The organism is Pseudomonas monachiensis (assembly GCF_047345015.1).
Taxonomy (GTDB): Bacteria; Pseudomonadota; Gammaproteobacteria; order Pseudomonadales; family Pseudomonadaceae; genus Aquipseudomonas; species Aquipseudomonas monachiensis.
Map to the genome: position 1 here is coordinate 3,052,761 of NZ_CP178857.1, position 25,563 is coordinate 3,078,323.

Here is a 25,563-nt window from a genome sequence, read left to right on the forward strand (position 1 = left end):
TTAGTGCCAGGTCTGAGACGGGCTGCAAATTATTCGCTGTGTTGTCCAAACCTGGCGTCTATCACTCGAAGCTAACGTATCAGTCGTCGTTGTCATCGCGATCACGGTAGCGACGGTGATCGCGATCATAGTCACCACGATCATAGTCACGGTAATAACCCCGATCATCGTCCCCTCTGTGGTCGTAACCCCGTCGATGGTCATGATCGTGATACCGCCCGTACCGTTCTCCGTCATCCCAATGCGGGCCGCAGCCTCCCAACAAGACGGCGCTGGAAATGGCCACGATCAAGATTACTGCGCGATTCATAAAAAACGTCCTAAACGTCGGAGATATGGAAGGGTCATGGCTGCTCGAGTCTTTCATCCGGGCAGTGTTCAGCCGTAACTATGACCATTCGGTAACCCGATGATTCCGCTGAAAAATACAAACAACTGATGGCCACTCTCCCCATCGAATGCCCGCCGGGACAGCCCGGGCCTGTCATCAATAGCCAAGGGGTTGTCGTCGAATGAAAAGTGCCCCTGATACGGGAGCTATTTAATGGCAGTACTGAAAAGGTCTTTGGCGATGAGTCGACGTGAGCGTCTGCTGCGCCTGAGTCACGAGTTGCCTGGTACGCCAGGCAGGAGAATAACAATATGAAATTCGTGAAAAGTCTTCTGGCTGCTGTACCCCTCATGGCGCTGGCCATCGATGCCCAAGCCTATGTGTCGAGCCAGGAAGCCGCCCGGCTGGGTACCAGCCTGACGTGGGTGGGTGCCGAAAAGGCCGGCAATGCCGACGGTTCCATTCCGCCCTACAACGGTGGCCTGACCTCCGCCCCCTCCAGCTTCAAGGCCGGCGACAGCATGCGCCCGGACCCCTTTGCGGGCGAAAAACCGCTGCTGGTGATCAACGGCAAGAACGTCGACGCGCACAAAGGCATGCTGACCGCCACCACAGTGGCCTTGGCCAAGCGCTATCCCGACTTTCGCATTGACGTCTATCCGACCCACCGCACGGCATCGCTGCCACAGGCGATCCTGGACAACAGCCGCAAGAATGCCACCAACGCCAGGTCTCTCAATGGCGGGATCGCCATCGACAATGTGATGCCCGGAGTGCCGTTCCCGATCCCGCAATCCGGCGCCGAAGCAATGTGGAATTTCCTGCTGCGCTACCAGGGCGTCAACATCCATTCCAAGTACGACTCCTGGAGCGTCGACACGGCGGGCGTACCGAGCCTGGCGGTGACCGGCGAGGCATTCATCTCCTTCCCGATCTACGAGAACCTGTCGAAGCCGTTCAACAGCTCCGACATCTACTATCAGTTGAAACTGTCCTATACCGGACCTGCCCGCCGGGCCGGCGAGTCGATCATGCTCAAGAACGCGACCAACCCGACGCAGTTCCCTGGCCGCGCCTGGCAGTACATGCCTGCCCAACGCCGGGTCAAACAGATCTCGATCCTGGCCTACGACACCCCCAATCCCGGTACCGCCCGTGCGCTCGAGTTGTACGACTGGACGCTGGTGGGCAAGCAGGAAATGATCGTGCCCTACAACACCTACAAACTCACCTACGCTCGCACTGCCAAGTCGCTGACCACGCCCAACTTCATTGCCCCGGACTTCGTACGCTGGGAAAAGCACCGGGTCTACGTCGTGGAAGGCAACCTCAAGCCTGGGGCCAAGCACATCTACCAGAAACGCCGCTTCTACCTCGATGAAGACACCTGGGCCGCGGTGGCCTCCGATCAGTACGACACCAGTGGCCAGCTATACCGCGGTTCCTTCGCGTTCTTCAGCCAGAGCTACGACCAGCAGGTACCGGACGCCACTCCTTTCATGACTTACGACCTGTCGAAAGGCACCTATAACATCAATGGCGTGGTGGGCCCGCATGGCGGGATCCGCTACATCGAGCCGCTATCGACGGCGCAGTGGGTACCAGAGTCCATGGCGGGTGCCGGTATCCGCTAGGTCCGTGGCGAAACAACGCACACTCATGCAGGAGCGATGAATGACAAAGCCCCCAGGTTCTGAAGAACCGGGGGTTTGAGATTTCGGGTGAGTGTTTTTTGTGAAAGGCCCCTGACGTTGCCGACTCAAATGACCGGCTGCCTGACACCTTTCGAGACGGCAGAAATTGTCCCGAAGTGATCGGTCAAATGTAGCAAGGCAGTCTGGTCATTCAAAGCCGCGAAGCGTCTTCGACCTGGAGGAAGGGTTCGACCACGTCTACGCGGTCCGACCTGAATCAGCTCTCAGAGGCGATCGTTGACTCGACACTGGTTTCTGCCAGCTTCAATCGGTCCGCTTTGCAAATGTATTTATCCTTGCTCTTCGGTGCCAGTTTGGCACTGGCCTTTTTGGCCTTAGCCTTGAACAGCTGCTTTAATTTCTTTTGACGATTCATTTTTTCTACTCGGTATGTCAGGCCTTGAATGATACCAGCTTAAGATATTGGCCCCATTGTGCCGTTACCGACCAGCGAGCAAGAACGCCCGATAAAACGCCGAAAAGCCCGCCACCCTAAAGAGAATGGCGGGCTTTTGTGTTTTTGGTTTTACGTCATTCCAGGCTTCGTGCGTGCCAGTTGCTCCCGGGCAAATGTGCCGAGGGTCTTCAACGCCTTGGCCGCCGAACGCAGGTAGAAGGCTTGCAACTGGAACACGTGCCAGCGTGCGGCATACACCTCCAGGCGGCAATTCACCCCGCAGTCAAGCGCATGCTCGGCCAACCGGGTGGCGTCAGACAACAACAGCTCATGGTCACCGACCTGGATCAACATCGGCGGCAGCCCTTGCAGGTCCACCTCAAGCGGACAGTCCATCACCTGCGTACCGGCATACCAGCCCAGCCCCTGCTCCAGCCAGCCGCGACGGATCATCGGATCCTGTTCGACCCGCGAGGCCATGGAAGCACCGCTCAGGCTTTCGTCAGCCACTGGCGACAACAGAAGCATGCCGGCGGCAAAATGCGGATGCAGATCACGCAGCTTGAGCGCCAGAGCCAACACCAGCGAGGCGCCCGCCGAATCACCGGCCAGGAAGATTCGGTCAGCGGCATACCCCTGAGCCCGTAGTGCCTGGTAGCAAGCCAGCGCATCGTCCAATGCCGCCGGGCAAGGATGTTCTGGCGCCAGGCGATAATCAGCTACCCACACCGACATCCCCGAGGCCTTGGCCAAGCGGCTGGTGATGCTCCAATGTGTATCCGGCGAGCCAAGGCAGAACGCCCCGCCATGCAGGTACAGAATGACCCCGCCGTTTTCACCCTGCTTCGGTGCGACCACTTGCACGGGAACGCCGTTTGCCTGCTGACGATAACGAATCACGCCGCCAGTGCCAGGCATCAACCTGGACAATAGGCTCACGACCTTTCTCTGCGCTGGCGCAGCCAACCCAGGCCCGATCAGAGAGCGAAACGTGGTGCGCAAAAAAACCCTCAGGAATCCGGCGCTCAACGTTTCCGCCCAGTCGCGGGATTCGCCAACGGTCGCGCCGCCTTTAAACTCGCGTGTGAAGCGGTATGCATGCAACCCGGAAAACCGCGTCAGCCAGCGATAGCTCAAGGTGAACCCAGGCCAGTTGGTGCTGTTGTTGCCAGCGTCATCCACATACCAGCTCTTGCAGCCGTTCCACACCGTGTTGACCAGGCGCTGCCGGACCTGCCCATGAAAGCGCTCATACACGCTGGAGTCGACTTCCACGGTGTTGGCGCCGTTGCCCTTCATCGCGCGCCAACAGCGCATGACGTGGGCGATCTGGCTTTCCAGCATGTAGACAATCGAGTTGTGGCCCAGGTTGGTGTTGGGCCCATACAACATGAAGAAATTGGGGAATTGCGCAACCGTCAGCCCCAGATACGCGCGGGTGCCATCGCGCCAGGCATGGTTAAGGTCCACGCCATTGCGCCCGACGATACGCATTGGCGACAGAAACTCGGTGGCCGCGAACCCCGTGCCGTAGATGATCGCATCGACTTCATGCCGCTGGCCGTCAACGGTTTCAATGCCGCTTTCAGTGACTCGCGCAATGCCGTCGGTCACCAACTCCACGTTGGACCGGCTCATGGCCTTGAGGTAATCGCTCGACAGCAGGATACGCTTGCAGCCGTATGGATAATCCGGGGTCAGTTTATTGCGCAGTACCGGGTCCGGCACTTGCCCGGACAACAGTCGACGGAACGGAATTCCCACCGCCCACTTCATCAAGCCCTTGAATCGGGTGAACGCCAGCGCCCGGGACTCGTAGCGCATGTATATCGAGGCACGGTACGCGGTCATCATCCAGGGCACGTTGCGCAGCAATGATTTGGCCCGCTCCGAGTAAGCCCGATCCGGTCGAGGCATCAGGTACGCCGGCGAGCGCTGGAACACTTTCATGTGCCCGACAGTCCCGGCAATCGCCGGCACGAACTGAATGGCCGATGCACCGGTGCCGACCACCGCCACGCGTTTGCCAGCCAGCGAATAGCCGTGGTCCCAGGTCGCCGAGTGGAACACGTGTCCCTTGAAGGTTTCCATACCCGCCAGCTTCGGGAACGCCGGGCGACTCAACTGACCGGTGCCACTGATCAACAGCGATGCACTCAGGACGCTGCCATCCTGCTGAGTCACGTGCCACAGCGAGGTGCGTTCATCAAACTCGGCGGACACCACTTCGGCGCCGAAACGAATGTGCTTGTCCAGCCCGTACTTGTCAGCGCAATGCCGCAGATAGGCATGAATCTCGGCCTGGGGCGCGAACACCCTGCTCCAGTCCGGGTTCGGCTCAAACGAAAACGAATACAAGTGCGAAGGTACGTCGCACGCGGCACCGGGGTAACTGTTGTCCCGCCAGACACCGCCGACGTCCTGTTTCTTCTCCAGGATCACAAAGTCCTTCACACCGGCCTTTTGCAAGGCAACGGCCATGCCGATACCGGCAAAACCGCTGCCGATGATGATGGCGCTCAAGGCTGTTGCCGACTGACTGCCGGTTCCAACTTCATGCAACGACATAAGATGCCTCATTGTTGTTTTCAGTGGTGGCTGTCGTTTCAGTCCGGGCGGAGGAACACACCCGCCCAATACCGCGAATAAGATCAACGGCTTTCTCGGCGATCATGATGGTCGGTGCGTTGGTGTTGCCGCCGACCAGGGTAGGCATCACCGATGCGTCGACGATTCGCAGCCCTTGCAGACCGTGTACACGAAGCTGTGCGTCGACCACGGCCAGTGGGTCATCGCCCATGCGGCAAGTGCCCACCGGGTGATAGACACTGTCGGTACGACGACGCAGTACGGTGCGGATCTGCTCGTCGGTGTCGACCCCGTCGGTGTACAGGTCGCGGGTGATCCAGTTGGCCAGGGCCGGTGCCTGCATCAAACGGCGTGTCAGTCTGAATGCCGCGACCATGTCTTCCAGGTCCTGCGGGTCCTGAAGAAACGCCGGATCAATCAGCGGGGCCGCTTGCGGGTCTTTGCTGGCCAGAGATACGGTTCCGCGACTGCGCGGACGCAACAGGCAAACGTGGCACGACAACCCATGGCCCAGGCGCAACTTGCGCGCATGGTCCTCCACCGGAGCCACGACAAAATGCAATTGAATATCCGGTTTATCCAGCCCTTCGCGCGTCTTGAGAAACGCTCCGCCCTCGGCAAAATTCGAGGTCAGCATGCCTCGACGTTCCCGGCGAAAACGGCCGGCTTCCTTGAGCATTCTGGTACTGCCTGCAAGTGAAACACCCATGGCATCCAGGCTTGAGGTCTTGTAGACGAAAACGAAGTCCGGGTGGTCTTGCAGGTTCTGCCCGACACCAGGCAAGTCCTGCAAGAGCGGGATGCCGTGGCGTTGCAGTTCCTCTTTCGGCCCCACGCCCGACAACATCAACAGTTGCGGGGTCTGGAAAGCCCCGGCGGCGAGAATGACTTCCCGCCTGGCGCGCAGGGTGCGAACCAGGCCGTTTTGCAACACCTCGACAGCCACGGCGCGAGTGCCTTCAAATAAGATGCGTTGCACCTGGGCCCGGGTTTCGACGGTCAGGTTGTTGCGCACGCCCACATACGGCAACAGATACGCCCGCGCCGCGCTGCAGCGCTCACCGTGCTTTTGCGTGACTTGATAGATGCCAACGCCTTCCTGTTCCTCACCGTTGAAGTCGTCGTTCAGCGGCAAACCGGACTCGCGGGCCGCCTCCAGAAAACGTTGCTGGAATGGATTGTCCGAACGCAAATCGCTGACCCACAACGGCCCGCCCCGCCCATGCAAGTGGTTGCCGATGCGCTCGTTGTGTTCGCTGCGACGGAAGTACGGCAAGACATCCTTGAACCCCCAACCGGTATTGCCCAGGGCGGCCCAATGGTCGTAGTCCCATTGATGACCCCGCACGTAGATCATGGCGTTGATCGCAGAGGAACCTCCCAGTGCCTTACCCCTTGGCTGGTAGCCCTTGCGCCCTTCCAGCCCCATTTGCGGGACGGTGTCGAAGGCCCAGTTATTCACCGACGTCGGCACCATTGCCACCATCGCCGCCGGGATATTGACCAGGCTGGACTGCCCGCCACCACCGGCCTCGAGCAAACAGACACTGACGTCCGGATCTTCGCTTAGCCGACCGGCAACCACGCAACCACCGGAACCGCCGCCCACTACGATGTAATCGAAGGTCTTTTTCATTGTTGTTCTCCCTTGTGCAAGGCAGTGCGAGATTTGCGGGGTTACCCGACAACACACAATTGCGCCTCCAGGTTTTCGCCAGGTGCCGCAACGGCCTTTTATTGATGGTTAAACGACGAACCGTGCGCAAAGGATGGTGACGGCCATTGATAAAGAACCGAATGCTGGAATGGGACAATTGTTTTATTATTCGGGCCAACCTTTTCGCCACAGGCACATCGGCATGAGCTTTCGGGATTTTCTGCGTGGCCCGGCCAGCGCCTTGCTGCTGGTGGAGTTCGGTGTCGAAAAAGGCTTGGAGGCCAGCGCGATATTGGCCGGTTCGGGGCTGACGGCAGCGCAACTGGCCGACCCGAATCTGGAGCTGACTGCCGATCAGGAACTGCGGGTGACCGGCAATCTGTTGCAGTTGCTCGGTCATCCTCCGGGTCTTGGTTTCGAAGTCGGTGCACGCTACCACTTCTCGACCTACGGCCTGTTCGGTTACGGCCTGATCAGCAGCGCGACCACCGGGGATGCACTAGCCCTGGCACTGAGCTTTTTGCCACTGACCTACGCATTCACCGTGGTGACCTATGAAGAGCAAGGCAGTGAAGGTGTGCTGACTTTCGCCACGCCCGGGCTGGCACCCGACCTGCGGGATTTTCTGTTGGCCCGGGACATGGCTGCGGGGGCGCTGTTGCTCAAGGAACTGGGGGGCGATGACTTTTCGCTGTCGCGTTTCACGCTGCGCGCAGGTCCCGCTCACGAGTGCGATAACGACCGTTTGTTGGGGCTGGCGCCTGCCTACGCAGCCAGCAGCAACAGCCTGGCCTTTGATCGCTCATTCCTTGCGCGCCCCTTGCCACAAGCCAACGCCGTCACAGTGGGCATGTGCGAGCAGATGTGCACACAGTTGATGCAGCGGCGGATCGCCCGTTCCGGCATGACGGCGCTGGTCCAGCACTACCTGACCAGTACCGACAACACGCCACCGGACCTGTGCGCCATGGCCCGCCTGATCCACGTCAGCACACGCACCCTCAAGCGCCGCCTGCACGATGAAGGCACCACTTTCCGTGCCTTGCTGGCCGAAGCCCGCAGCCACAGTGCCATCGAAATGCTCAACGACGAACGCCTGAGCCTCACCGAGATTGCCGAGCGACTGGGTTTCAGCGACCTGTCGAGCTTTTCCCAGGCATTCAAGCGCTGGTATGGGGTAGCACCGAGTCATTTCTCGCTGCGAAAAAGTAGCAGCGGCGTGTGCTAAATGAGGCACCCGGTCGTTAAGGGGGGCGTTTGAAGCCCGACGCGACCGGCAGCAATCGGCTCCCCCCATTCAACGTTGCTGTTCCACGATCCTGAGCCACGGCCAGCGAGCCTGATAACTTCTCGCCTTCTGATCGAACAGCTCTGGCTTGGGATTCTTTGGATTGATTCGAAGTAGTCCGTGCTCTGTGTCGGCCAGGCCGTTGGGCGCATAGACCTCGCCAGTTTCAATATCCAGGCCAATGCAGGTGCCGGCAACCAGGTAGCGGTCAATCCCGTCTTTGGCTGACTGAAGCCTTGGATAATCCCCGCCAAAGCGCTGGCCGTACCACAGGTGGACGCGAGCCTGATTCTTGATCTCAATGTTCACGTCGAGGTCCTGGAACAGACGCTGACCTGACTGGATAACCTCATTCTCAGCTTCCCACGACAGGTCATCATCGAAGTAAAAGACGTCGTAATCCTTCACACCCCACGCCGGCGGTCGCTGTGCCTGATGATTCCAGACGGCCTGGAACAGGCAACCGGCCGTGAGCAGGCATTGGTTCAAACCGAGCTCAGGCAAGCGAGCGGAAATTTCTGCGTTTACCGGGTTGGCCATTGCGATCCTGAGCAGGCTTTCGGCAGTCAATGTCATCTTCATCCCTTCTGATTGATCTGATCCCTGCGACCGACAATACCCCCAACGCTTTTCAAATTTGCGAAAAAGTCGGCCTTTTCCCTCCTTGGGCCAATCTGGCGCGAATCCTGCCTCATTCAACGGCATGAAGTCGGTACTGACTATGTGGGTGACACTTTTGAAGTGAGCCACCTCAGGGCCTGCCCCGATAATCGATAGCTTACTGACGAACAGTCGAGGTCAAGCATGACGAGCGCAACTATGGAACAAGTCAGCCCGCAAACGCTGAGAAGAGTGATTGTGGCCGCCGGCATCGGCAATTTCGTCGAATGGTTCGACTTTGCCGTCTACGGCTTTCTGGCCACGACCATCGCCCAGCAATTCTTCCCCAGCGGCGATGCCAGTGCCGCGCTGCTCAAGACCTTTGCGGTATTCGCCGTGGCCTTTGCGTTTCGGCCCCTTGGCGGGATTTTCTTCGGCATGCTGGGCGACAGGATCGGCCGCAAGCGCACCCTCGCGATGACCATCCTGCTGATGGCCGGCGCCACGACCTTGATCGGACTGTTGCCCACTTATGCGGCGATCGGGGTCATGGCGCCGATTCTTCTGTCCCTGATCCGTTGCGCCCAGGGTTTTTCCGCCGGGGGAGAATACGCAGGCGCCTGTGCCTACCTGATGGAGCATGCACCGAGTGATAAACGCGCCTGGTACGGCAGCTTCATTCCGGTCTCGACATTTTCCGCCTTCGCCGCGGCCGCCGTGGTGGCGTACGCGCTCGAGGCGTCATTGTCCGCCGAAGCGATGGGGAGCTGGGGCTGGCGCTTGCCGTTCCTGATTGCCGCGCCTCTGGGCCTGGTGGGGCTTTACCTGCGCTGGAAGCTCGATGAGACACCGGCATTCCAGGCAGTGACTCAGGAACATGCTGTCGCCCACTCCCCACTCAAGGAAACCTTGCGCAACCATGGTGCGGCGATCTGTTGCCTGGGCGCCTTTGTGTCACTCACGGCGCTTTCGTTTTACATGTTCACCACCTACTTCGCGACCTACCTGCAAGTCGCCGGAGGCCTGAGTCGCGCAACAGCCTTGCTGGTGTCCCTGATTGCATTGTTGTTCGCTGCGGCGATCTGCCCGCTGGCCGGGCTGTATTCGGACCGGGTCGGGCGTCGAATCACGGTGATGACGGCTTGCGCGCTGTTGATCGTGGTCGTGTATCCATCGTTCCTGATGGCCAGTTCCGGTTCGTTCGCCGCGTCCATCGTCGGCGTCATGCTCCTGGCGATTGGCGCGGTGTTGTGTGGCGTGGTCACCGCGGCCTTGCTCTCGGAAACCTTCCCTACCCGTACTCGATACACCGCCTCGGCTATCACCTACAACATGGCGTACACCCTGTTCGGCGGCACCGCGCCGCTGGTGGCAACGTGGCTGATCAGCACCACCGGCAGCAACCTGTCGCCGGCGTTCTACCTGATCGCGATTGCCTTGCTCGCATTGGCGGGTGGGCTGGCATTACCGGAGACTTCAAGGATTTCCCTGCATGACGTTGCGGCGCAGGAGAAAGCCGAGGGCGTGGGCGCATCGGCCTGAAAACACGAAACGAGCCGGCAGGCGTCATGTAAGCAGGGTTTCCATCAGCGGCCTCTGACTGCGATGCTCATTCGCGGCTCAGGGGCCACTCAAGTCGACGTCACGAGTGATTTCACATTGATATCGCCGATTTGTCATGAAATGAAAAGAAATTGTCGTCGAATGAAGGGTCGATAGCCTCCCCCGTCCATAAATTCCTCTTCAGGCCCGCGCGTTGAATCCCCCCCGATCTGACGCCAGGCCCGGCCGGCGCAATGCCTGGGCGCATTCCTGATTTATATGCTCAACATAATAATAATCCGAGGGGTCGCATTGTATGCGTGTGAATTTACCCGTAACCGAGCATGAAAGAGTTTTCCCCACCGAACAGCGATTGATCTCCACGACCGATCTGGACAGCCGAATCACCTACTGCAATGACGCCTTCGTTGCCATCAGCGGATTCACCTACGACGAACTGGTCGGGCAGACCCATAACCTGGTTCGACACCCCGATATGCCACCCGGGGTATTCGTGCATATGTGGCATACCATCAAGCAAGGCAAACCCTGGATGGGTATTGTGAAAAACCGCGCGAAAAATGGTGATTTCTACTGGGTCAGTGCCTACGTCACGCCCATCTATGAAAACGGACGCATGAGTGGTTACGAATCGGTCCGCTCGGTGCCCAGCCGCGACCAGGTCCGGCGGGCATCAGCGCTCTATTCCAGGATGCGGGCCGGCAAGCCGATCGTTGCGCGCAGCGCGCGGATATTCCGGCCACTCCGACAGGGATGGCCATTATTGATGGCTGGCGGAGTTTCACTGGTGGGTAGTCAGTGGCTACCTCAAACGGCGGCACAAGGGGTCCTGATCGCAAGCCTTGGTATTGCCTGGTACCTGATCGAGTCCCGAAATCGCAGGGCCATTGAGCGCACCCTGGCCGAGCATCCGAAAGCCTTTTCCGATCCGCTGGTCGCGCTCACCTACAGCGATAACCACGGCCCCCAAGGGCAATTGGACATGGCCATGCTTAGTGAGGAAGCGCGCCTGCAGACAGCCCTGAGCCGGTTGGTCGATGCCGGGGTCAATGTCAAGGCCAAGGCGGCGCAGTCATCGGAGCTTTCAGGTTCCCAGGCGCAGTCGCTGGATCGCCAGCGCAGTGAAACCGATCAGTCTGCCGCCGCCATTTCACAGATGGCCGCCACCATTCAGGAAGTCACGCAAAACGTCATCAGCACCGCACATGCCGCCTCGGAGGCTGACCAGTTGACCCGTGACGGCAGCGAGTTGGCCCGGCAAAGCCTGAGTGCCATGAAAACCATGCACGAGGCGGTCAACGAGATTGGCCAGGCGGTCAATGCATTGGCGAGCGAAACGCAATCGATCGGCAGTGTCGTGGATGTCATCACCTCCATTGCCGAGCAGACCAATCTGCTGGCGCTCAATGCGGCCATCGAGGCGGCGCGGGCCGGTGAGCAAGGACGCGGTTTTGCCGTGGTTGCCGACGAGGTGCGCTCCCTGGCCCAACGCACCCGCACCTCCACCGAACAGATCCACGGCATCATCGCTTCACTGTATGACGGTGCCGATCGCGCCGTTTCAACGGCCAATCGTGGCGAGCAGATTTCCCGCGAAAGCATGCAAAGTGTCGAGGCGGTGCAGTCGGCGTTGGTCGGCATCAGCCAGGCCGTCACCCGGATAACCGGCATGAGCCAGCAGATGGCCTCGGCATCTGAAGAGCAAAGTCACGTGGCTGAAGATATCAATCAACAGATCACCCGAATTGCCCAACTGTGTGATCACAGCGCCGGGCAGGCCAAGCAAGGCGCCGCCATCAGCCAGGACCTGGAAGTCATGGCCGATTACCTGCACAGCCTGGCCGAACGTTTCAGCCGATAGCCATTGGCGCCTGTTGACCGTCTGGCATCCGGGCAACAGGCAGGCATCGGCCGATACCCGACATATGCAGGGGGTCGTCGGCGACGCTCAGGTCGCTGCATGATTTCGCAGTTGATTGGCGCTCAACAATTGCTGGATCCGCTGGTGCAATCCCGTCATTCAATCTCTGCGTTTATCAAGGCACTGACGTCGCAGGGTAAGGTTATTGATCTCCATGCAACTGACCGAGTAATCGTCATCATTATTATTTTTGGCCTTGTCCTTGGACTTGCCGCAATTGCCATTGTCATTGCAATTGCCCTTCCCCTTTTGATCATTGCTGTTTTTCAAGCAGTTTCTGACATCACTTGCACTGCCCGCATCATCGCAATTGGAACCGGCAAAGGAGATTGATGGCAAAGCCAGGGAGAATAGGAGTGTGCACACAGTGGCTGCGACGATTCGCATGATAAAGCTCCTGAGTAGTCTGCTACTTGCCTGCAAGCAGTGCCTTGGACAGGCACTGGGTAACTGTAACAGGTCAGTTTGAGGCGGCTCGCCAACCTGCTCGATAAAGGCCGCCCGCAAGCGGCCTTTGATTCTCGACGGCATCAGGGCAATGCATAGACCCTGAACAATCTCTTTACGGTAAGGTTGCTCCCGCCCAGATACTGGTCGTAGGCCTTTTCTATGTAGCCCGAGTAGTAGGCTTCACTCAGGGCCGTATCGACCAGCAAACGGAAGTCTTCGTCATTGCGATCCACGATCATCGCCACCGGCGAGTACTCGAAGATCCGGTCCAGGATCATCAGGTTCTTGTCGGCGCCTTCCTTGGCGATTTCGTTGCGCAGCAGCATGCGTTCGGAGAAGAACGCATCGGCCTTGCCCTCGGAGACCAGTTTGACGCCTTCGTCGTTGTTGGCCACGGTCACCAGCGAGGCAATCACGTTGAGCAGGCGCATCTGTTCGCGAATCCAGTCTTCGGTCACGCCCCCTTCCAGGGTCGCGTAGGTTTGGTTGGCCAGGCCGTTGTTGATGCTGGCGCGCCAGGTCGGGCCGGCATTGGCGACCTTGCCGTTGAGCACGTTGAGCAACGGCTCGCCGGCATCGTTGCGCACCACCACCGAGAGGCCGGCGGTGTAGACCGGTATGGAGTAGCTGATCATCTTGCGCCGTTCCAGGGTAGGCGCTGTCGGCGTGCAGAGGATATCGACCTTGCCCTGGCTCACGGCACTGACCTGGTCCGAAACCGTTACCGGCTGATAGTGCACTTGCAGGTCGGGCAGGCCCAGTTCGCTCTTGAGCTTGTCGGCGATTTTCAGGCACAGGTCGATGGCATAGCCGCTGGCCTTGTCGCCCTCCTGCTTGCTGAAAGGGGCCAGGTCTGGCAGGTAGCCCAGGGTAAAGGTGTGGCTGCTGCGCACACGTTCGAGGGTATTGGCGCCAGCCACTAGCGGCAGCGTCGAGAGTGCGAAGGCGAGCAGCAGTCTGGTGGTTGTGGCAAATGGTACGTTCATGTCCGGTTTCCCCGTATGCAGATGTCTGTGCAGTCCTGTTGGCCACGCCTAAGGGTTTGCGACCCTGGCCTGGTTGGCCGCTGGCGCTTCGGTGAAGCGCTTGGCGAGGAATCCATAGAGCAGGTAGCCGACAGCGAGCACCAGGGTGCCGCCCATCACTGCATCCTTGCCGCAGGCATACAGGGCGTACAAGGAGTACGTTATGGCAATCAGCAAGACCACCAGGTTGCGCGAGTAAATGCCCGACGAGACCCCGGCCTTGTGCATGATCACCAGCAGGCCGGTCATCGCCGTTATGTAAGGGATCAGGTTGGTAACCGCCGCCAGGCTGACCAGTTTGCTGAACTGGGCGGCGGCATCGGGCGAGATGGTCGACAGGGCCATGAGGGTCTGCAGCACACCGCAGACAATCATGCCGACGACGGGCGCATTCATCGAGTTGACCTTGCTGAACAGCTTGAGGAACAGGTTCTGGTCAGCCGTCATCTTGGCCGTTTGCGCCAGGGTGAATTGCCAGCCCAGCAGCGAGCCGACACAGGCCATGACCGCCAGCGCCATGACGATATTGCCCACCATCGGGCTGAACATCGTGGCGTAGACCAACGCGAAAGGCGCCGAGGATTTGGCCAGTTCGTCATTGGGAATGATGCCCTGGATGACAGTGGTCGACAGCACATAGACCACGGCGGCACCGAGGGTGCCGAACAGGCAGGCCAGCGGCACATTGCGCTTGGGGTTTTCCACGGCATCGGTGGCCTGGGCCGCCGACTCCATGCCCAGGAAGGCCCACAGGGTCAGGGGGATGGCTTTGCCGATGGCTTCGGAAATCGGCAGGCTGTTGGGGTTCCAGGCAGCGGCCAACACATCGGACTTGAACCAGAACCAGCCGATGATGCTCAGGCCCGCGACCGGAATGATCACCCCCCACACCGTGAACGCGCCGATCTTGCCGGTGATGCCCGGGCCACCGAAGTTGGCGAAGGTGGTCAGCCAGATCAGCGAGATCGTGCCGACGCACAATGGAATGGCACCCGTGCCCAGCCAGGGAACGAAGGCGGTCATGTAGCCCACCGCCGAAATGGCCACGGCCACGTTGGCGATGGCCAGTGACAGGAAGTACAGGTAAGAGCAGAGGAAAAAACCCGACTTTGAGTGGGCTTCTTCGGTGTACGCGGACAAACCGCCGGAGCGCGGACAGAAGACTCCGCACTGGGCAAAGCAGTAGGCGATGGCCATCGAACCGATTGCCGTGAAGATCCATGACAGCAGCGAGACGGCACCCAGTTGAGCCATGTTGGTGGGCAACATGATGATGCCCGAGCCCATCATGTTGACCGTTACCAGCGTCGTGAGCCCCATCAGGCCCATTTTCTTGCTTGAATCAGCCATCGCAAACTCCTTGCCTTTTTGCAGGGTTTTGAACCTGGGGCTGGCGACGTGCAACACGCGGCCGGACAGGGGCTAATGCTTACTGCTTGACCAGATGAACGCCTCTTACCCGTGGAGCATCAGGCCTTGATCACATACCCATACGCCCGGGTACGACCGCCTTCCTGCTTCAGGTACACCCCCTGCAACTCCGGCGTAAAACCGGGCAAGCGGTTGATGCCCTTTTTCGGGAAGTGTTCCTTGCGGAACATGTACTTCTGCAACTGTCGAAGACGCCATTGACCTGCAAGATGACATCCCGCAGTTGCTTGTAGATCGCCAGGGAGCGATTGCTGCGGCCCTGAGAGGCCACCAGGAAGATCGGGATATCGAAGCCGGTGCGCTTGATGGCATCCAGCACTCCGGCGGCCAGGTCATCAATGCAGAGTACGGCGACGGCGACATCGGTAAAGTCTGTCTGGTCGAACCGGACGACTTCACGGGTATTACGAAAACAATCCCGGACCGCATCGCTGGCAGCGATTTTCAATGCGTTCATATCCAGAATCTCTCGGTCTACTTGACGTTGAAGTTCCTGGGACGAGTACCTTCAGGGGCATCATGTCCCGGGTCCGGAGCGATTGCCCTATTGGGTATAGTCCAGTTTTACAATTTGTTACCCCTTGCCGGAATTTAATCGGTCAATGCAACACCCCATCGGTTGCCTCCAACCTTTGGGGTGCTGCTCATCCAGCCATCAGGTGCGCCCGGCGGAACCTGTCACGGGCAGGTTCCCGAGCAGCTTGAGCCCGGTACTCTTCACGAACGTCTCATAGTCCATCGGCTTCTCGATTCGGGTTTCTGCGTTAGGCAGCACGTAGGCCCAGGCACGTTTGGACGATGCGTCGTACACCAGCTTGAACAGACGGGTCGGCACCCAGACCTGGTTGTCGCCGATGGTCGAGTGGCCCGGGTCAAAGAGCGGGCCGGTAAAGACAAACACGTTGCCATCGGCGCGCTTGGCAAACTTGCGGACGTCAGACTCGACCTTGCTCCAGATCTTGCGGTTGTTGGTCGGGTCTTGCGGCACCATGTTCGACAGCGCAAAGGATTGGGCCATTGCCTTGGGGCTCGGGGCATCGGCTGCCGGGGATTGATGGCCTCGGTCCACGGCCGGCTTCTGGCTGCGGTAGTCGCTCAACTCGGCGCGCCCACTCTTGGGAATGCGTGGGTCCGGGTAGAACTGATTGGTACGCTCCTCCCCTTTGGCATCCTGCAACTGGGCCGCATTCAGACGCTCGACCACCACCAGCGGGGTCTTGCTGGTTTGCGAGTACAGCACCGCGAAGTTGTCGGAACACAGCGCCAGGGGTTTCATGGAGGATGGCACTGTCGCCGTGTTGATCGGTTTCGCTGCCGGGAACAGGTCGGCGCAGCCGTCAAACGATGCCTGTTTCTGTTTGCTTGAATAGAGGTCCAGGGCCGCGTTCTGGCTGATCGAACCGGAGCGGGACGTGTGTTCATGTTGCGCGGTGGGCGGTTTGAGGAGATCCAGCAGACTGCGGGCTTGCGCCCCGGTCGAGAGCAAAACAAGGGCCGACAGCCCAACTGCAATTTTGCGTAGGTACATGGGTTAAATCTTCGAAAGGAATTGAGGGATAAACGTGCGGCGAGGCCCGATTCACGGAACCGGGTGGAGGGCGTTGCTGATTATGTGGCGGCGATCATGCTTTCGCGGTCCTTGATCAAGTTATCGATGCGGGGTGTATGGACCATGACAAGATCGGTTAGTGCAATGCCGTACTCGGCAGCCATATTATTGTGACGCTGTGGTGGATGACATATCCAGCCCCCCTCGATACCCTTTCGCACCCGGGCGCCTGACGGCAGTTCAGGCCAAACCACACTCATCCAGACGAACCAAAAATGAAATCCTCCGCAGGTTTGCTGTTGTCAGGTATCGAACTGGACCGTGCCAGCTCCATCCCCTTGTACCGCCAACTCTACTTGCAGATTCGCAAACAGATTCTCAGCGGCAGGATTCAGGGCGGCGTGCGCCTGCCCTCCACCCGGACCCTGAGCAAGGAACTGCAGCTGTCGCGAATCAGCATTCTCAATGCGTTCGATCAGCTGATTGCCGAAGGTTTCCTGACGTCGCGGACCGGGGCCGGGACCTATGTGGGGCATGAATGGGAGAGCCGCGGTATCGACGACGATGAGCACAAGCGCCAGCCCCCTCGCCTGTCCGACCTGAGCCAGTCCATGCTGTCGTTGCGCAGCGATCATTTCCGCGGTGTTTCCTATGCCGGCTGGGCGACCGGCAGCCCGACCTCGTTCCTGCCCAGTCACAGCGCCTACGATGCGTTCCCGCAATCGGTCTGGAAGCGCCTGTTGAACCGCCACCTGCACAAGCCGACCAAGGCCATGCTCGGTTATGGAGAATTGCAGGGATTGCTGGCCCTGCGCGAGGCGATTGCCGAGTACGTCTTCGATGCCCGTGGCATTGATTGCACTGCCGATCAAGTGGTCATCGTGTCCGGCGCCCAGCAAGCCTTCAACCTGCTGGGCATGCTGTTGCTCAACCCGCAGGACAGCTTCTGGATGGAGGATCCGGGGCATATCGCGGCGCGCATTGCGCTCCAGGCCCAGGGTGGCCGGGTCGTGCCGTTGCGTATCGACAAACAGGGGATCGATGTCCGGCAAGGCCTGGCTGTGTGTCCTGACGCTCGCCTGGTGTTTACCACACCTTCTCGCCAGCATCCCTTGGGCATCACCATGAGTTATGGGCGGCGCCAGGAACTCATCGACTGGGCCGCCCAGAATCAAAGCTGGATCATCGAGGACGACTGCGACAGCGAGTTTCGCTACAACGGCCGCCCGCTGCCGGCACTCTATGCCATGGACCAATGGGCCCGGGTCATCTACGCCGGGACCTTCAGCAAAGTGCTCTTCCCCTCGCTACGACTGGGTTACGTGATACTGCCGAACGCCTTGATCGAACCCTTCTGCACCCTGCGGGCGGTCATGGATCGCAGCCCGCCCACCCTGCTCCAGGCCGTCACCGCGGACTTCATGCGCGAAGGCCACTTTCTCGGCCATATTCGTCGAATGCGCGCCCTGTACCAGGCTCGCCAGCAGGCACTGGTGGAACACCTGCACAAACGCCTGGGGACTTTCTTCAGGATCACGCCAGTGGAAGCCGGTATGCACCTGATCGCCTGGTTACCCGCGCATCTCGATGACGATGCCCTGGCCAGGGAACTTGGCGAGCATGGCATTCATACCTATCCCCTGAGCGACTACTGGGTCGAACACGTCTTGCCGCCGGCGCTGCTGATCGGCTTTGCCAGCACCCCCGAGGACCAGGCTCAAGCGCGCGTCGAAGCGCTGGCCCAGGCCCTGGACAAAATGGGCTACCTGCAACCGGCCACTTGACCCAAGGCAAGTGGCCTTATGAATTAACTGATAATGGATCTATCGAGAGTTCCTGACTGGCGCGATAAAGGCTGCGCCGGTAGACCCGGTGTCTGAACCAGGAACGACTCGAATGAACAATAAGATCCAGGAACGATTCAACGCCTTGCTCAGCCATAAGGCTGTCGAGGCCGAGGCTCCGCCCCTACTGAACGAGGCGCTGGCCCGCCAGTTGCTCGACCGACTGGCGCAACTGCGCCTGTTTGCCCATGCCTATCCCTTGCTGACCAACCTGACCCACGGCCGTGTCACCCCTGGCGACCTGCTGGATTTTGCCTATCGCCATGAACTGCAGGGCCTGAGCCTGCACCTGCTAGACGGTGAGGAAAACAGTCTGAGTCAAATGACAGCCGCGCAGCTTCAGGCGTTCGCCGCCAAGGCCAATGCACTCGGGCTGGACGTGCATCTGGAAATCAGCAGCACCCTGAAAAAAGATGTCGATCAAGTGATCGCCATTGCCAAGGCGCTGGGCACCCGCAACATCCGTGTCTACTCACGCTACGAAGGGGCGCTGTCCCGGGTCATGGACGTGATCGAGTCAGACCTGCACTACCTCGCGCAACAGGCAGACGAGCACGACCTGTTCTTCGACTTCGAGCAGCATGAGGAACTCAAGAGCGGCGAGATCGCGCAACTGTTGAACCGGCTGAACCACCCTCGGCTGCATGCCCTGTTTGATTTCGGCAACATGATCAATGCCTGCGAACAGCCCCTTGCGGCACTGCGCACCCTGGCCCCGCACATACGCCAGACCCACCTCAAGGGTGTGCGCATCGTGCCTGAGCAAAACGGCTTCGGGCATTACGGTGTGCTGCAAGGCAGTGACGAAGACGACCTGCCCAGCGCACGCATGCTGTTCGAATTGCTGATGCTCGGCGAATCAACCCCACAGGTGATCGCCTTCATTCTCGAGCAGGAAAACCACTACGTCGCCCCGGCGTTCCGCCAGCTCGACGAAGCCGCCGACCCGTTCATTGCATACCGGGAAATGAGTGAAACAGCGCTGCCGGAAGGCTTCTCGCTGGAGCGAATGCTGGCCGATGAGCATCGTTGGGCAAACAACCAGGTGGCCTACGTACGAGGCCTGCTGGCCGAGTTCCGCACCCTGGCCGAGTTGACCCTGGCCCAATGCCCTGACGCCTGAACCTGACGTGCCCATCGGCACTGCCTACCCAATCAAGCCTGGAGAACAATAATGACATCCCAAGACAAGGCCAAATGGCTCAGATTCCTGATTCTCATCCTCGGTGGTGGCACCATCTACAAGCTGGCGAATCTCAAAGACGCCTTCTACATCCCCATGCAAGAATTCATGGGGCTGTCCCACACTGAAATCGGCGTGCTGCTGAGTGCCAACGCCATCATCGCCACGGCGCTGTTCGTGGTGGGCGGCATGCTCGCCGACCGCTACGACACGCGCAAGCTGATCCCCCTGGGCCTGATCGGTACCGGCGGCCTCGGGCTCTACCTGGCGACCTTTCCGCCCTTCAGCAATCTGCTGGTGGTGTTCTGCCTGCTGGCCGTGTGTGCCGACTGCCTCTTTTGGCCTTCGCTGCTCAAAGCCATCCGCAACCTGGGCGACGATAAGGAACAGGGGCGCCTGTTCGGCCTGCTCGAAGGCGGGCGTGGCGTCATCGATACCCTGGTCGCCTTCTCTGCGCTGGGCGTCTTCGTCGCCATGGGCTCCGGTGAAAACGGTCTGAAGTCGGCGATCCTCTTCTACTCGGTCATCGACATTCTTGCCGGCACCCTGACCTGGCTGCTGCTCAAGAGCGGCAAAACCCAGTCGACCGTCAAGCCGAAGAACGGGTTGTCGAACCTGCTCGAGGCCATCAAGGTGCCGGGCATCTGGCTGGTCAGCCTCAATGTGTTCATGGTCTACATCGTGTACTGCGGCCTGACTTATTTCATTCCCTACCTCAAGGAAATGTACGAACTGCCCGTGGCCCTGGTGGGCGCCTACGGCATCATCAACCAGTACTTCCTCAAGATCCTGGGCGGCCCCGCCGGTGGCTTCATCGCCGACAAACAGTTCAAGAGTTCCAGCCGCTATCTGAAGTGGGCGTTCCTGGCGTTGTTGCCGCTGATGGGCGTCATCATGCTCATCCCGAAAAGCCCGGATTACATCTACGCAGGCATGGCGGCCACCCTCTCCTTCGCGCTGATTGTGTTTTCCATGCGCGGCGTGTTCTGGGCCCCCATGGGTGAAGTCGGCATTCCCCAGCACATCACCGGTTCAGCCTTCGGGATCGGTTGCCTGATCGGCTATGCACCCGGCATGTTTGCCTACGTCATCTATGGCGCCATCCTTGACCACTTCCCGGGTCAACAAGGCTACAACTACGTGTTCTCGTTGATGAGCGTATTGGCCATTGTCGGGTTCATGGTGTCCAGCCTGCTGTATCAAGCGGTCCGCAAGAATGCCACGATCACTGGCAAGGTCAGCGCCGCGCAAGCCTGAACATAGACAGTGAATGCAGCGCGGCGGTAACCGGAGTCTCTCGGTTACCGCCGCACGGCGTAGCCATCAAAATGCGAAAACGGCTTCCCCGGTTGGCCATTCGGTTCGCGCAGCTGTTGCCGCTGCAGGTGTTCGAATTGCCGCTCGACGTCGGCTCGTTCCACCCCGATGAGTGCATCTGGCGCAACGCCAACATGAGCCGGTGCTGGCGTGGCTGATCGAACAAATCCTGGCGGTGCGGCCAGCTTGAACTGACGCACGGCATAACGCCTTGCCTGAAATTGCACAAGGCGGGCGTCGGATCGCTATACAGTGAACTACTGTCAGTCATGGGCATGGCGCCCACAGCCAATCTCCGGATATCCATCGAATTGCAGGGTTTCCAACCGACATATCACGATGATCACGGAATCAGGCCGATGGAAAAAGATGCAAGAGCCGAATCAAAAAACCAGGCGTTTACCGCGCAGGAGACTGAGTCCCCGGGCGAACCAGCCCCTGTTTGCGAAGTGGCTGGCAATGGCATCAGGCGCACTCGCATCGGGGGCCAGGCGCGCGAACTCAGTCGCTCGACCCAGTTTGTCATTGTCGCTGCAGTGATCCTGGGGCTGACCATGTTCTTCGTCGGTAATCTGGTGAGTGAACGGATAGAAAACGCCGCCGTGCACAGCGCAGCAGAAGCTGCCGCTCAGTACATGGATACGTTTCTGGAGCCCTATGTGCAGGAAATGAGCCGGGACAACGCCCTCTCGGCTGCCAGCGTCCAGTCCCTCGATCGCCTCGCGGAAAGTCGTTCGCTCAAACAGCACATTGTTTCGATCAAGATCTGGCGAGCAGATGGCACGGTGATCTACGGCACGAACAAAGCCATCACTGACCGCAAATTCCCACTCGATGAAATCACCGAGGCACTCAAGGGCAATGTGGTTACCGACCTCAAAGACCTGAAGGAGGAGGATGAGAACGAGTTCGAGCGCAAACTCAACATGCCGCTCTATGAGATCTACGCGCCCCTTCGCGACTCACGCACCGGAGATATCATTGCGGTGGGCGAGTTTTATGAAAAGGCCGATAGCCTCAAGCGCGAGATCAATCGCGTCCGGCAGCAGGTGTGGGTGGACGTAGGCACCGCGACACTGGCGATGCTGACGCTGCTCTTCTTCATCGTGCGACGCAGTGACAAGATTATCCTGCGACAGCAAGTGGCACTGCGCATGCGGTTGCAGGAGCAAACCCGCCTGCATCTCAGCAATGCCGAACTCCAGCACAAGATGGCGACGGCTACCCAGGAGTTTTCCCGGATCAACGAACTCACCTTGCGGCGCATTGGTGCAGACCTGCACGATGGGCCGGCGCAGCTGTTGACCTTGATTCTGATCCGTCTCGACGACCTGGCCGAAAACTGCTCCGCTGTCGATCAGGAGTCGCTGGAAACCATTCGTGGCGCCGCCACCGACGCATTGAGCGAGGTCCGCGATTTATCACGAGGCCTGGCGCTTCCGGAAATCAACGACCTGAGCCTGGAGGAAGAGTTGCAACTGGTGGCGCAACGGCACGAGCAACGCACTGGCACCCGGGTCACATTAACCATGGGGCGGCTACCGGAGGCCGCGCCACTGCCGCTCAAACTCTGCTTGTACCGTTTTGTGCAAGAAACCCTCAACAACGCTTTCCGTCATGCCAACGGCGAAGGCCAGGTCATCCGTGCGCAATACGTTGATGAGGTATTGAACATCAGCGTGAGGGACGGTGGTCCGGGCATGGCGCAGGACGCCATGCTGCTCGATACATCCGGCAGAACCCGATTGGGACTCGCCGGTTTGCGTTATCGCGTTGAATCCCTGGGCGGGTTGTTCAGCATCGACTCCAGCGCCTCGGGTACGTCGGTCAATGCACAGTTCAAGCTTTAGTCAGAGCTGCTGTGGGCATCCACTGGGGTTTTCCCCTCACCGTTGTGAAGGCGCCCGACAGCTTCACGCTCCCAATAACGCCGTAGAGCCGTGACCGCTTCGACACGATTTCGGGCGTGCAGCTTGTGCATCACGCAGCCCATGTGGTGCTTGACGGTTTTTTCGCTGATCGACAGCCTTGTCGCGACTTCCCTGTTGGTCAGACCCTTTGAAACTTCTCGAATGACCTCCTCCTCGCGGTGGGTCAAATCAAAGTTGGGCGTTTGCGCCTCGTGCTTCTTGCTGTTACTCAGCAGTTTGTTGGCAAACTCGGGGGTGATATAGGTCTCACCCTTGGCAACCGACCTGATCGCCAGGATCAGGTCCGGTCCGCTGACACCCTTCAACACATACCCGCGCGCGCCAGCATCCAGTGCCAGAAAGGCGTCATCTTCAGACTCCGAAACCGTCAGCATCAGCACCTTCACATCCGGCAGTTCAGTGGAAATGAAGCGCACCGCGGCGAACACATCCCCCGGCATATTGACGTCCATCAGCATCACGTCCGGGTACACCCTCTGGGCGATATCCCTGGCATCCTGCGCATTGGCGCCCTGCTCCACGACCTGAAGATCCGCCCGTTTTCTCAACGTATTGGCAACGCCCTCACGTAACATCGGATGATCGTCGACTATGCCGATGCGAATGGATGGACTCATGACGCGGCTCCCGAACGGATAAGCATTCGAACATTCATTGATTAATAGCAGGGAACCCGGGGGCACGCCGGTCACCAGTCGTATGTTTTCATCCGACCAACAATCGCTCCCCTGGACGTTGCACCAGGCAAAACCAGGAACAACGTCAAAAGCGACGGATTTCCAACGTCGCGCGTAACCCTCCAGGGGTGCGGTTCTCCAGTTTGACCTGCCCACCAAAGCGATCGGCAATGGCCTTGACGATGGTCAGCCCCAACCCTGCACCCTGATCATTTCCGCGGCTGTAGAAACGCTCGAAAAGCCGATCGCGATCCTGCTCGTTGATGCCCGGGCCCTCATCCTCGACAGACAGTTCGTAGCGGGTTTCCTTCTCGACCAGCCTTACAGTGATCACGCCATGCCGAGGGGAGAAATTCGCCGCATTGGTCACCAGGTTGTTCAAGGCAATATCGATCGCGGCCGGGTCGACTCTGGCAAGGATGATGTCGTCGCTGACTTCAAAAACCAGTTCCAGCCCCTTGCTCAGCAACCAGGGCGTCAACTGGACCAGGCTGTCGCGAACGGTGCTGGCCAGATCAATAGATGCAGGCGGTTCAGTCCCTGCTCCAGGCTCAATACGAGCCATCGTCAGCAATTGATTGACCAGTCGACTGGTACGGTCCACACCGGCAATCAGGAATTCCAGCGATGCGCGACGATCCTCTTCACTCCCCGCTTCCATCAGGTTTTGCGCGTGGATCCTGAGCACGGCCAGGGGTGTACGCATTTCGTGGGCGGCATCGGCGATAAAGCGTCGCTCGCGCCCCATGACTTCCTGAATTTGCGCGAGCATGCGATTGAGGGCCGCCTGCATGGGCTCAAGCTCAGTGGGTAGCGGCGTCAATTGCAGGGGTTCGAGCGAGCCGGGCTTGCGGGCCCGCAGCGTTGCAGCCATGTTGACCAGCGGCTTCAATCCCCAGCCGATGGCCAGCCAGATCATGGCGGCCAGCAACAGACTCCCCAGGATATTGGGCCACAGCGTGTGGCGTACGATCCGGTCCACCAGGTCCATTCGCACGTCGTCCCGTTCACCCACCCAGATGCGCAGGTTGTTCTGCTTGTCTTCAAGCAGGAAGGCGCGCCAAAGCCGATTGTTCAGATCGACTACATCGCTGAAGCCTGGTGTGACCGGCGGTGTGCTGAAGGACGGAGAGCTGGCCGTATGTACCAGCACTTCGTTCCTGGCGTTCCATACCTGAAACGCAATCTTCGTTTCATACGGATGCCCTTCGGCCCTGGGCGTCGCCTCGTTCAGGGCCTGGTTGAAAGCCTTGTACAGGTCCGCATGGTCCTTGCTCACCATGGGCATGCGCATGACCCCTTGCAGCAGGCGAGCGTTCTGGGCCAGATGGGCATCATAGACTTCGGCGATTTCGTGATTGCTGTCGTGCAGATTGAACACGCTGATCACGCCCAGGCCGGCGAGCATCAGGCCGATGATCAGGACCAGGGTGCGACGCCGGATCGAACTCATCGACGCTCCTCCACCAGGTACCCGATACCACGGACGGTGCGGATCAGATCGGTGGAGAACTTCTTGCGCAGGTGATGGATGTGCACTTCCAGGGTGTTGCTTTCGGCCTCTTCGTTCCAACCGTACAACAACTGCATCAGATGGTCGCGAGTCATTACCCGGCCCGGTGGCGAGAGCAACTCGTGGAGCAACTGGTACTCCTTGGGTGTCAGGGCCACCGGCTCGCCTTTGTAGCTCACTTGCTGGGTGCCGGGGTTCAGGCTGATACCGGCGTGCTCGATCAGCGATTGTCCACGCCCGGCGCTGCGCCGAAGCAACGCACGTATGCGCGCCTTCAGTTCTGCCAGGTCGAAAGGCTTGATCAGGTAGTCATCGGCGCCAGCATCCAGGCCCGCGATGCGGTCTTCGGTGGCATCGCGCGCGGTCAGGATCAACACCGGCAGGTTGGAACCGCTGTCGCGCAAGCGCCTGAGCACTTCGAGACCGTCCATGCGAGGCAGGCCAAGGTCGAGCACCGCCAGATCGAAGATTTCACTGAGCAACGAGTGCAAGGCGCTGTTGCCGTCCTGCAACCAGTCGACGGTATAACCTTCACGGCCGAGGGCCTGATGAATGCCCTCGCCGAGTGCCACGTCATCCTCTATGAGTAATAAACGCACAGGG

The 25,563-nt window shown here is 59.4% G+C and carries 21 protein-coding genes and 3 pseudogenes; 11 read left to right on the forward strand and 13 right to left on the reverse strand.

All coding sequences use genetic code 11. The annotated features are described in order from the left end of the window. Positions 1-79 precede the first annotated feature (79 nt). A complete protein-coding gene (locus ACMDB8_RS13630; RefSeq protein ID WP_082562964.1) occupies positions 80-310 on the reverse strand; it encodes a hypothetical protein in 231 nt (76 codons plus the stop codon). A gap of 332 nt (positions 311-642) precedes the next feature. On the opposite strand from ACMDB8_RS13630, the gene ACMDB8_RS13635 reads away from it, so the two are divergent. Then, on the forward strand, positions 643-1,965 hold the full coding sequence (locus ACMDB8_RS13635; RefSeq protein WP_409079230.1) for a DUF1329 domain-containing protein: 1,323 nt from the start codon (positions 643-645) through the stop codon (positions 1,963-1,965). 277 nt (positions 1,966-2,242) lie between these two features. Here ACMDB8_RS13635 and ACMDB8_RS13640 read toward each other — a convergent pair whose 3' ends face one another. The 3 genes from ACMDB8_RS13640 to ACMDB8_RS13650 all read right to left on the reverse strand — a co-directional run bounded on the left by ACMDB8_RS13640 (position 2,243) and on the right by ACMDB8_RS13650 (position 6,647). Then, positions 2,243-2,401: a DUF2986 domain-containing protein gene (locus ACMDB8_RS13640; protein ID WP_082562965.1), complete on the reverse strand. Its 159-nt coding sequence runs from the start codon at positions 2,399-2,401 to the stop codon at positions 2,243-2,245. Between the two features lie 150 nt (positions 2,402-2,551). Continuing rightward, positions 2,552-4,990, reverse strand: a complete 2,439-nt coding sequence (locus ACMDB8_RS13645; RefSeq protein ID WP_223541178.1) for a flavin-containing monooxygenase — start codon at positions 4,988-4,990, stop codon at positions 2,552-2,554. After that, positions 4,977-6,647, reverse strand: a complete 1,671-nt coding sequence (locus tag ACMDB8_RS13650) for a GMC family oxidoreductase (RefSeq protein WP_056724936.1) — start codon at positions 6,645-6,647, stop codon at positions 4,977-4,979. The genes ACMDB8_RS13645 and ACMDB8_RS13650 overlap by 14 nt, the downstream gene beginning before the upstream one ends. 223 nt (positions 6,648-6,870) lie before the next feature. Here ACMDB8_RS13650 and ACMDB8_RS13655 point away from each other — a divergent pair, with 223 nt between their 5' ends. Continuing rightward, on the forward strand, positions 6,871-7,896 hold the full coding sequence (locus tag ACMDB8_RS13655; protein ID WP_056725112.1) for an AraC family transcriptional regulator: 1,026 nt from the start codon (positions 6,871-6,873) through the stop codon (positions 7,894-7,896). A 69-nt stretch (positions 7,897-7,965) separates the two neighbouring features. Here ACMDB8_RS13655 and ACMDB8_RS13660 read toward each other — a convergent pair whose 3' ends face one another. Then, on the reverse strand, positions 7,966-8,532 hold the full coding sequence (locus ACMDB8_RS13660; RefSeq protein WP_409079229.1) for a nucleotidyltransferase family protein: 567 nt from the start codon (positions 8,530-8,532) through the stop codon (positions 7,966-7,968). A gap of 228 nt (positions 8,533-8,760) precedes the next feature. Here ACMDB8_RS13660 and ACMDB8_RS13665 point away from each other — a divergent pair, with 228 nt between their 5' ends. From ACMDB8_RS13665 to ACMDB8_RS13680, 4 genes and pseudogenes are all read left to right on the forward strand, one after another. Further along, complete coding sequence (locus tag ACMDB8_RS13665) at positions 8,761-10,098, forward strand: MFS transporter (protein ID WP_056724938.1); 1,338 nt, start codon at positions 8,761-8,763, stop codon at positions 10,096-10,098. Between the two features lie 316 nt (positions 10,099-10,414). Further along, positions 10,415-10,723, forward strand: a pseudogene (locus tag ACMDB8_RS13670) (PAS domain-containing protein); the annotation flags it as partial. Positions 10,724-11,005: 282 nt separating this feature from the next. Continuing rightward, positions 11,006-11,980, forward strand: a pseudogene (locus ACMDB8_RS13675) (methyl-accepting chemotaxis protein); the annotation flags it as partial. A 99-nt stretch (positions 11,981-12,079) separates the two neighbouring features. After that, positions 12,080-12,373 carry a hypothetical protein gene (locus ACMDB8_RS13680; protein WP_223541175.1) on the forward strand — a complete coding sequence of 98 codons (294 nt, stop codon included), beginning with the start codon at positions 12,080-12,082 and terminating at the stop codon, positions 12,371-12,373. Between the two features lie 197 nt (positions 12,374-12,570). Here the strand turns inward: ACMDB8_RS13680 and ACMDB8_RS13685 are convergent, their stop codons facing one another. The 5 genes and pseudogenes from ACMDB8_RS13685 to ACMDB8_RS13705 all read right to left on the reverse strand — a co-directional run bounded on the left by ACMDB8_RS13685 (position 12,571) and on the right by ACMDB8_RS13705 (position 16,474). Further along, positions 12,571-13,476 carry an amino acid ABC transporter substrate-binding protein gene (locus ACMDB8_RS13685; RefSeq protein ID WP_056724943.1) on the reverse strand — a complete coding sequence of 302 codons (906 nt, stop codon included), beginning with the start codon at positions 13,474-13,476 and terminating at the stop codon, positions 12,571-12,573. Positions 13,477-13,524: 48 nt separating this feature from the next. Then, complete coding sequence (gene potE / locus ACMDB8_RS13690) at positions 13,525-14,865, reverse strand: putrescine-ornithine antiporter (RefSeq protein WP_056724945.1); 1,341 nt, start codon at positions 14,863-14,865, stop codon at positions 13,525-13,527. Positions 14,866-14,984: 119 nt separating this feature from the next. Continuing rightward, entirely contained in the window at positions 14,985-15,116 is a 132-nt protein-coding gene (locus tag ACMDB8_RS13695) for a hypothetical protein (RefSeq protein WP_409079245.1), read from the reverse strand. A 131-nt stretch (positions 15,117-15,247) separates the two neighbouring features. Then, positions 15,248-15,403: pseudogene (locus ACMDB8_RS13700) on the reverse strand (Orn/Lys/Arg decarboxylase N-terminal domain-containing protein); the annotation flags it as partial. Between the two features lie 198 nt (positions 15,404-15,601). Continuing rightward, positions 15,602-16,474, reverse strand: a complete 873-nt coding sequence (locus ACMDB8_RS13705) for a DNA/RNA non-specific endonuclease (protein ID WP_056724948.1) — start codon at positions 16,472-16,474, stop codon at positions 15,602-15,604. A 296-nt stretch (positions 16,475-16,770) separates the two neighbouring features. Between ACMDB8_RS13705 and ACMDB8_RS13710 the strand changes: the two genes are divergently transcribed. The 5 genes from ACMDB8_RS13710 (at position 16,771) to ACMDB8_RS13730 (ending at position 22,689) form a co-directional block, all read left to right on the forward strand. Next, on the forward strand, positions 16,771-18,279 hold the full coding sequence (locus tag ACMDB8_RS13710) for a PLP-dependent aminotransferase family protein (RefSeq protein WP_056724950.1): 1,509 nt from the start codon (positions 16,771-16,773) through the stop codon (positions 18,277-18,279). A gap of 112 nt (positions 18,280-18,391) precedes the next feature. After that, positions 18,392-19,462, forward strand: coding sequence for a sugar phosphate isomerase/epimerase family protein (locus ACMDB8_RS13715; RefSeq protein WP_056724952.1), 1,071 nt, complete (start codon positions 18,392-18,394; stop codon positions 19,460-19,462). A gap of 51 nt (positions 19,463-19,513) precedes the next feature. Beyond that, a complete protein-coding gene (locus tag ACMDB8_RS13720) occupies positions 19,514-20,779 on the forward strand; it encodes an MFS transporter (RefSeq protein ID WP_056724954.1) in 1,266 nt (421 codons plus the stop codon). Between the two features lie 92 nt (positions 20,780-20,871). Beyond that, positions 20,872-20,997 carry a hypothetical protein gene (locus ACMDB8_RS13725; protein WP_263291638.1) on the forward strand — a complete coding sequence of 42 codons (126 nt, stop codon included), beginning with the start codon at positions 20,872-20,874 and terminating at the stop codon, positions 20,995-20,997. A 201-nt stretch (positions 20,998-21,198) separates the two neighbouring features. After that, complete coding sequence (locus tag ACMDB8_RS13730; RefSeq protein WP_409079228.1) at positions 21,199-22,689, forward strand: sensor histidine kinase; 1,491 nt, start codon at positions 21,199-21,201, stop codon at positions 22,687-22,689. On the opposite strand, the gene ACMDB8_RS13735 is transcribed toward ACMDB8_RS13730, so the two are convergent. The 3 genes from ACMDB8_RS13735 to ACMDB8_RS13745 form a co-directional block, all read right to left on the reverse strand. Continuing rightward, positions 22,686-23,387 (reverse strand): response regulator, encoded by a 702-nt coding sequence (locus ACMDB8_RS13735; protein ID WP_056724958.1) that lies wholly within the window; start codon positions 23,385-23,387, stop codon positions 22,686-22,688. The genes ACMDB8_RS13730 and ACMDB8_RS13735 overlap by 4 nt on opposite strands. Before the next feature lie 145 nt (positions 23,388-23,532). Beyond that, positions 23,533-24,900 (reverse strand): sensor histidine kinase, encoded by a 1,368-nt coding sequence (locus ACMDB8_RS13740; RefSeq protein WP_223541172.1) that lies wholly within the window; start codon positions 24,898-24,900, stop codon positions 23,533-23,535. Continuing rightward, the gene (locus tag ACMDB8_RS13745; RefSeq protein WP_056724962.1) at positions 24,897-25,559 is read right to left on the reverse strand and encodes a response regulator; all 663 of its coding nucleotides are present in this window, start codon (positions 25,557-25,559) and stop codon (positions 24,897-24,899) included. Before ACMDB8_RS13745 ends, ACMDB8_RS13740 begins: the two co-directional genes overlap by 4 nt. Between the last annotated feature and the right edge of the window lie 4 nt (positions 25,560-25,563).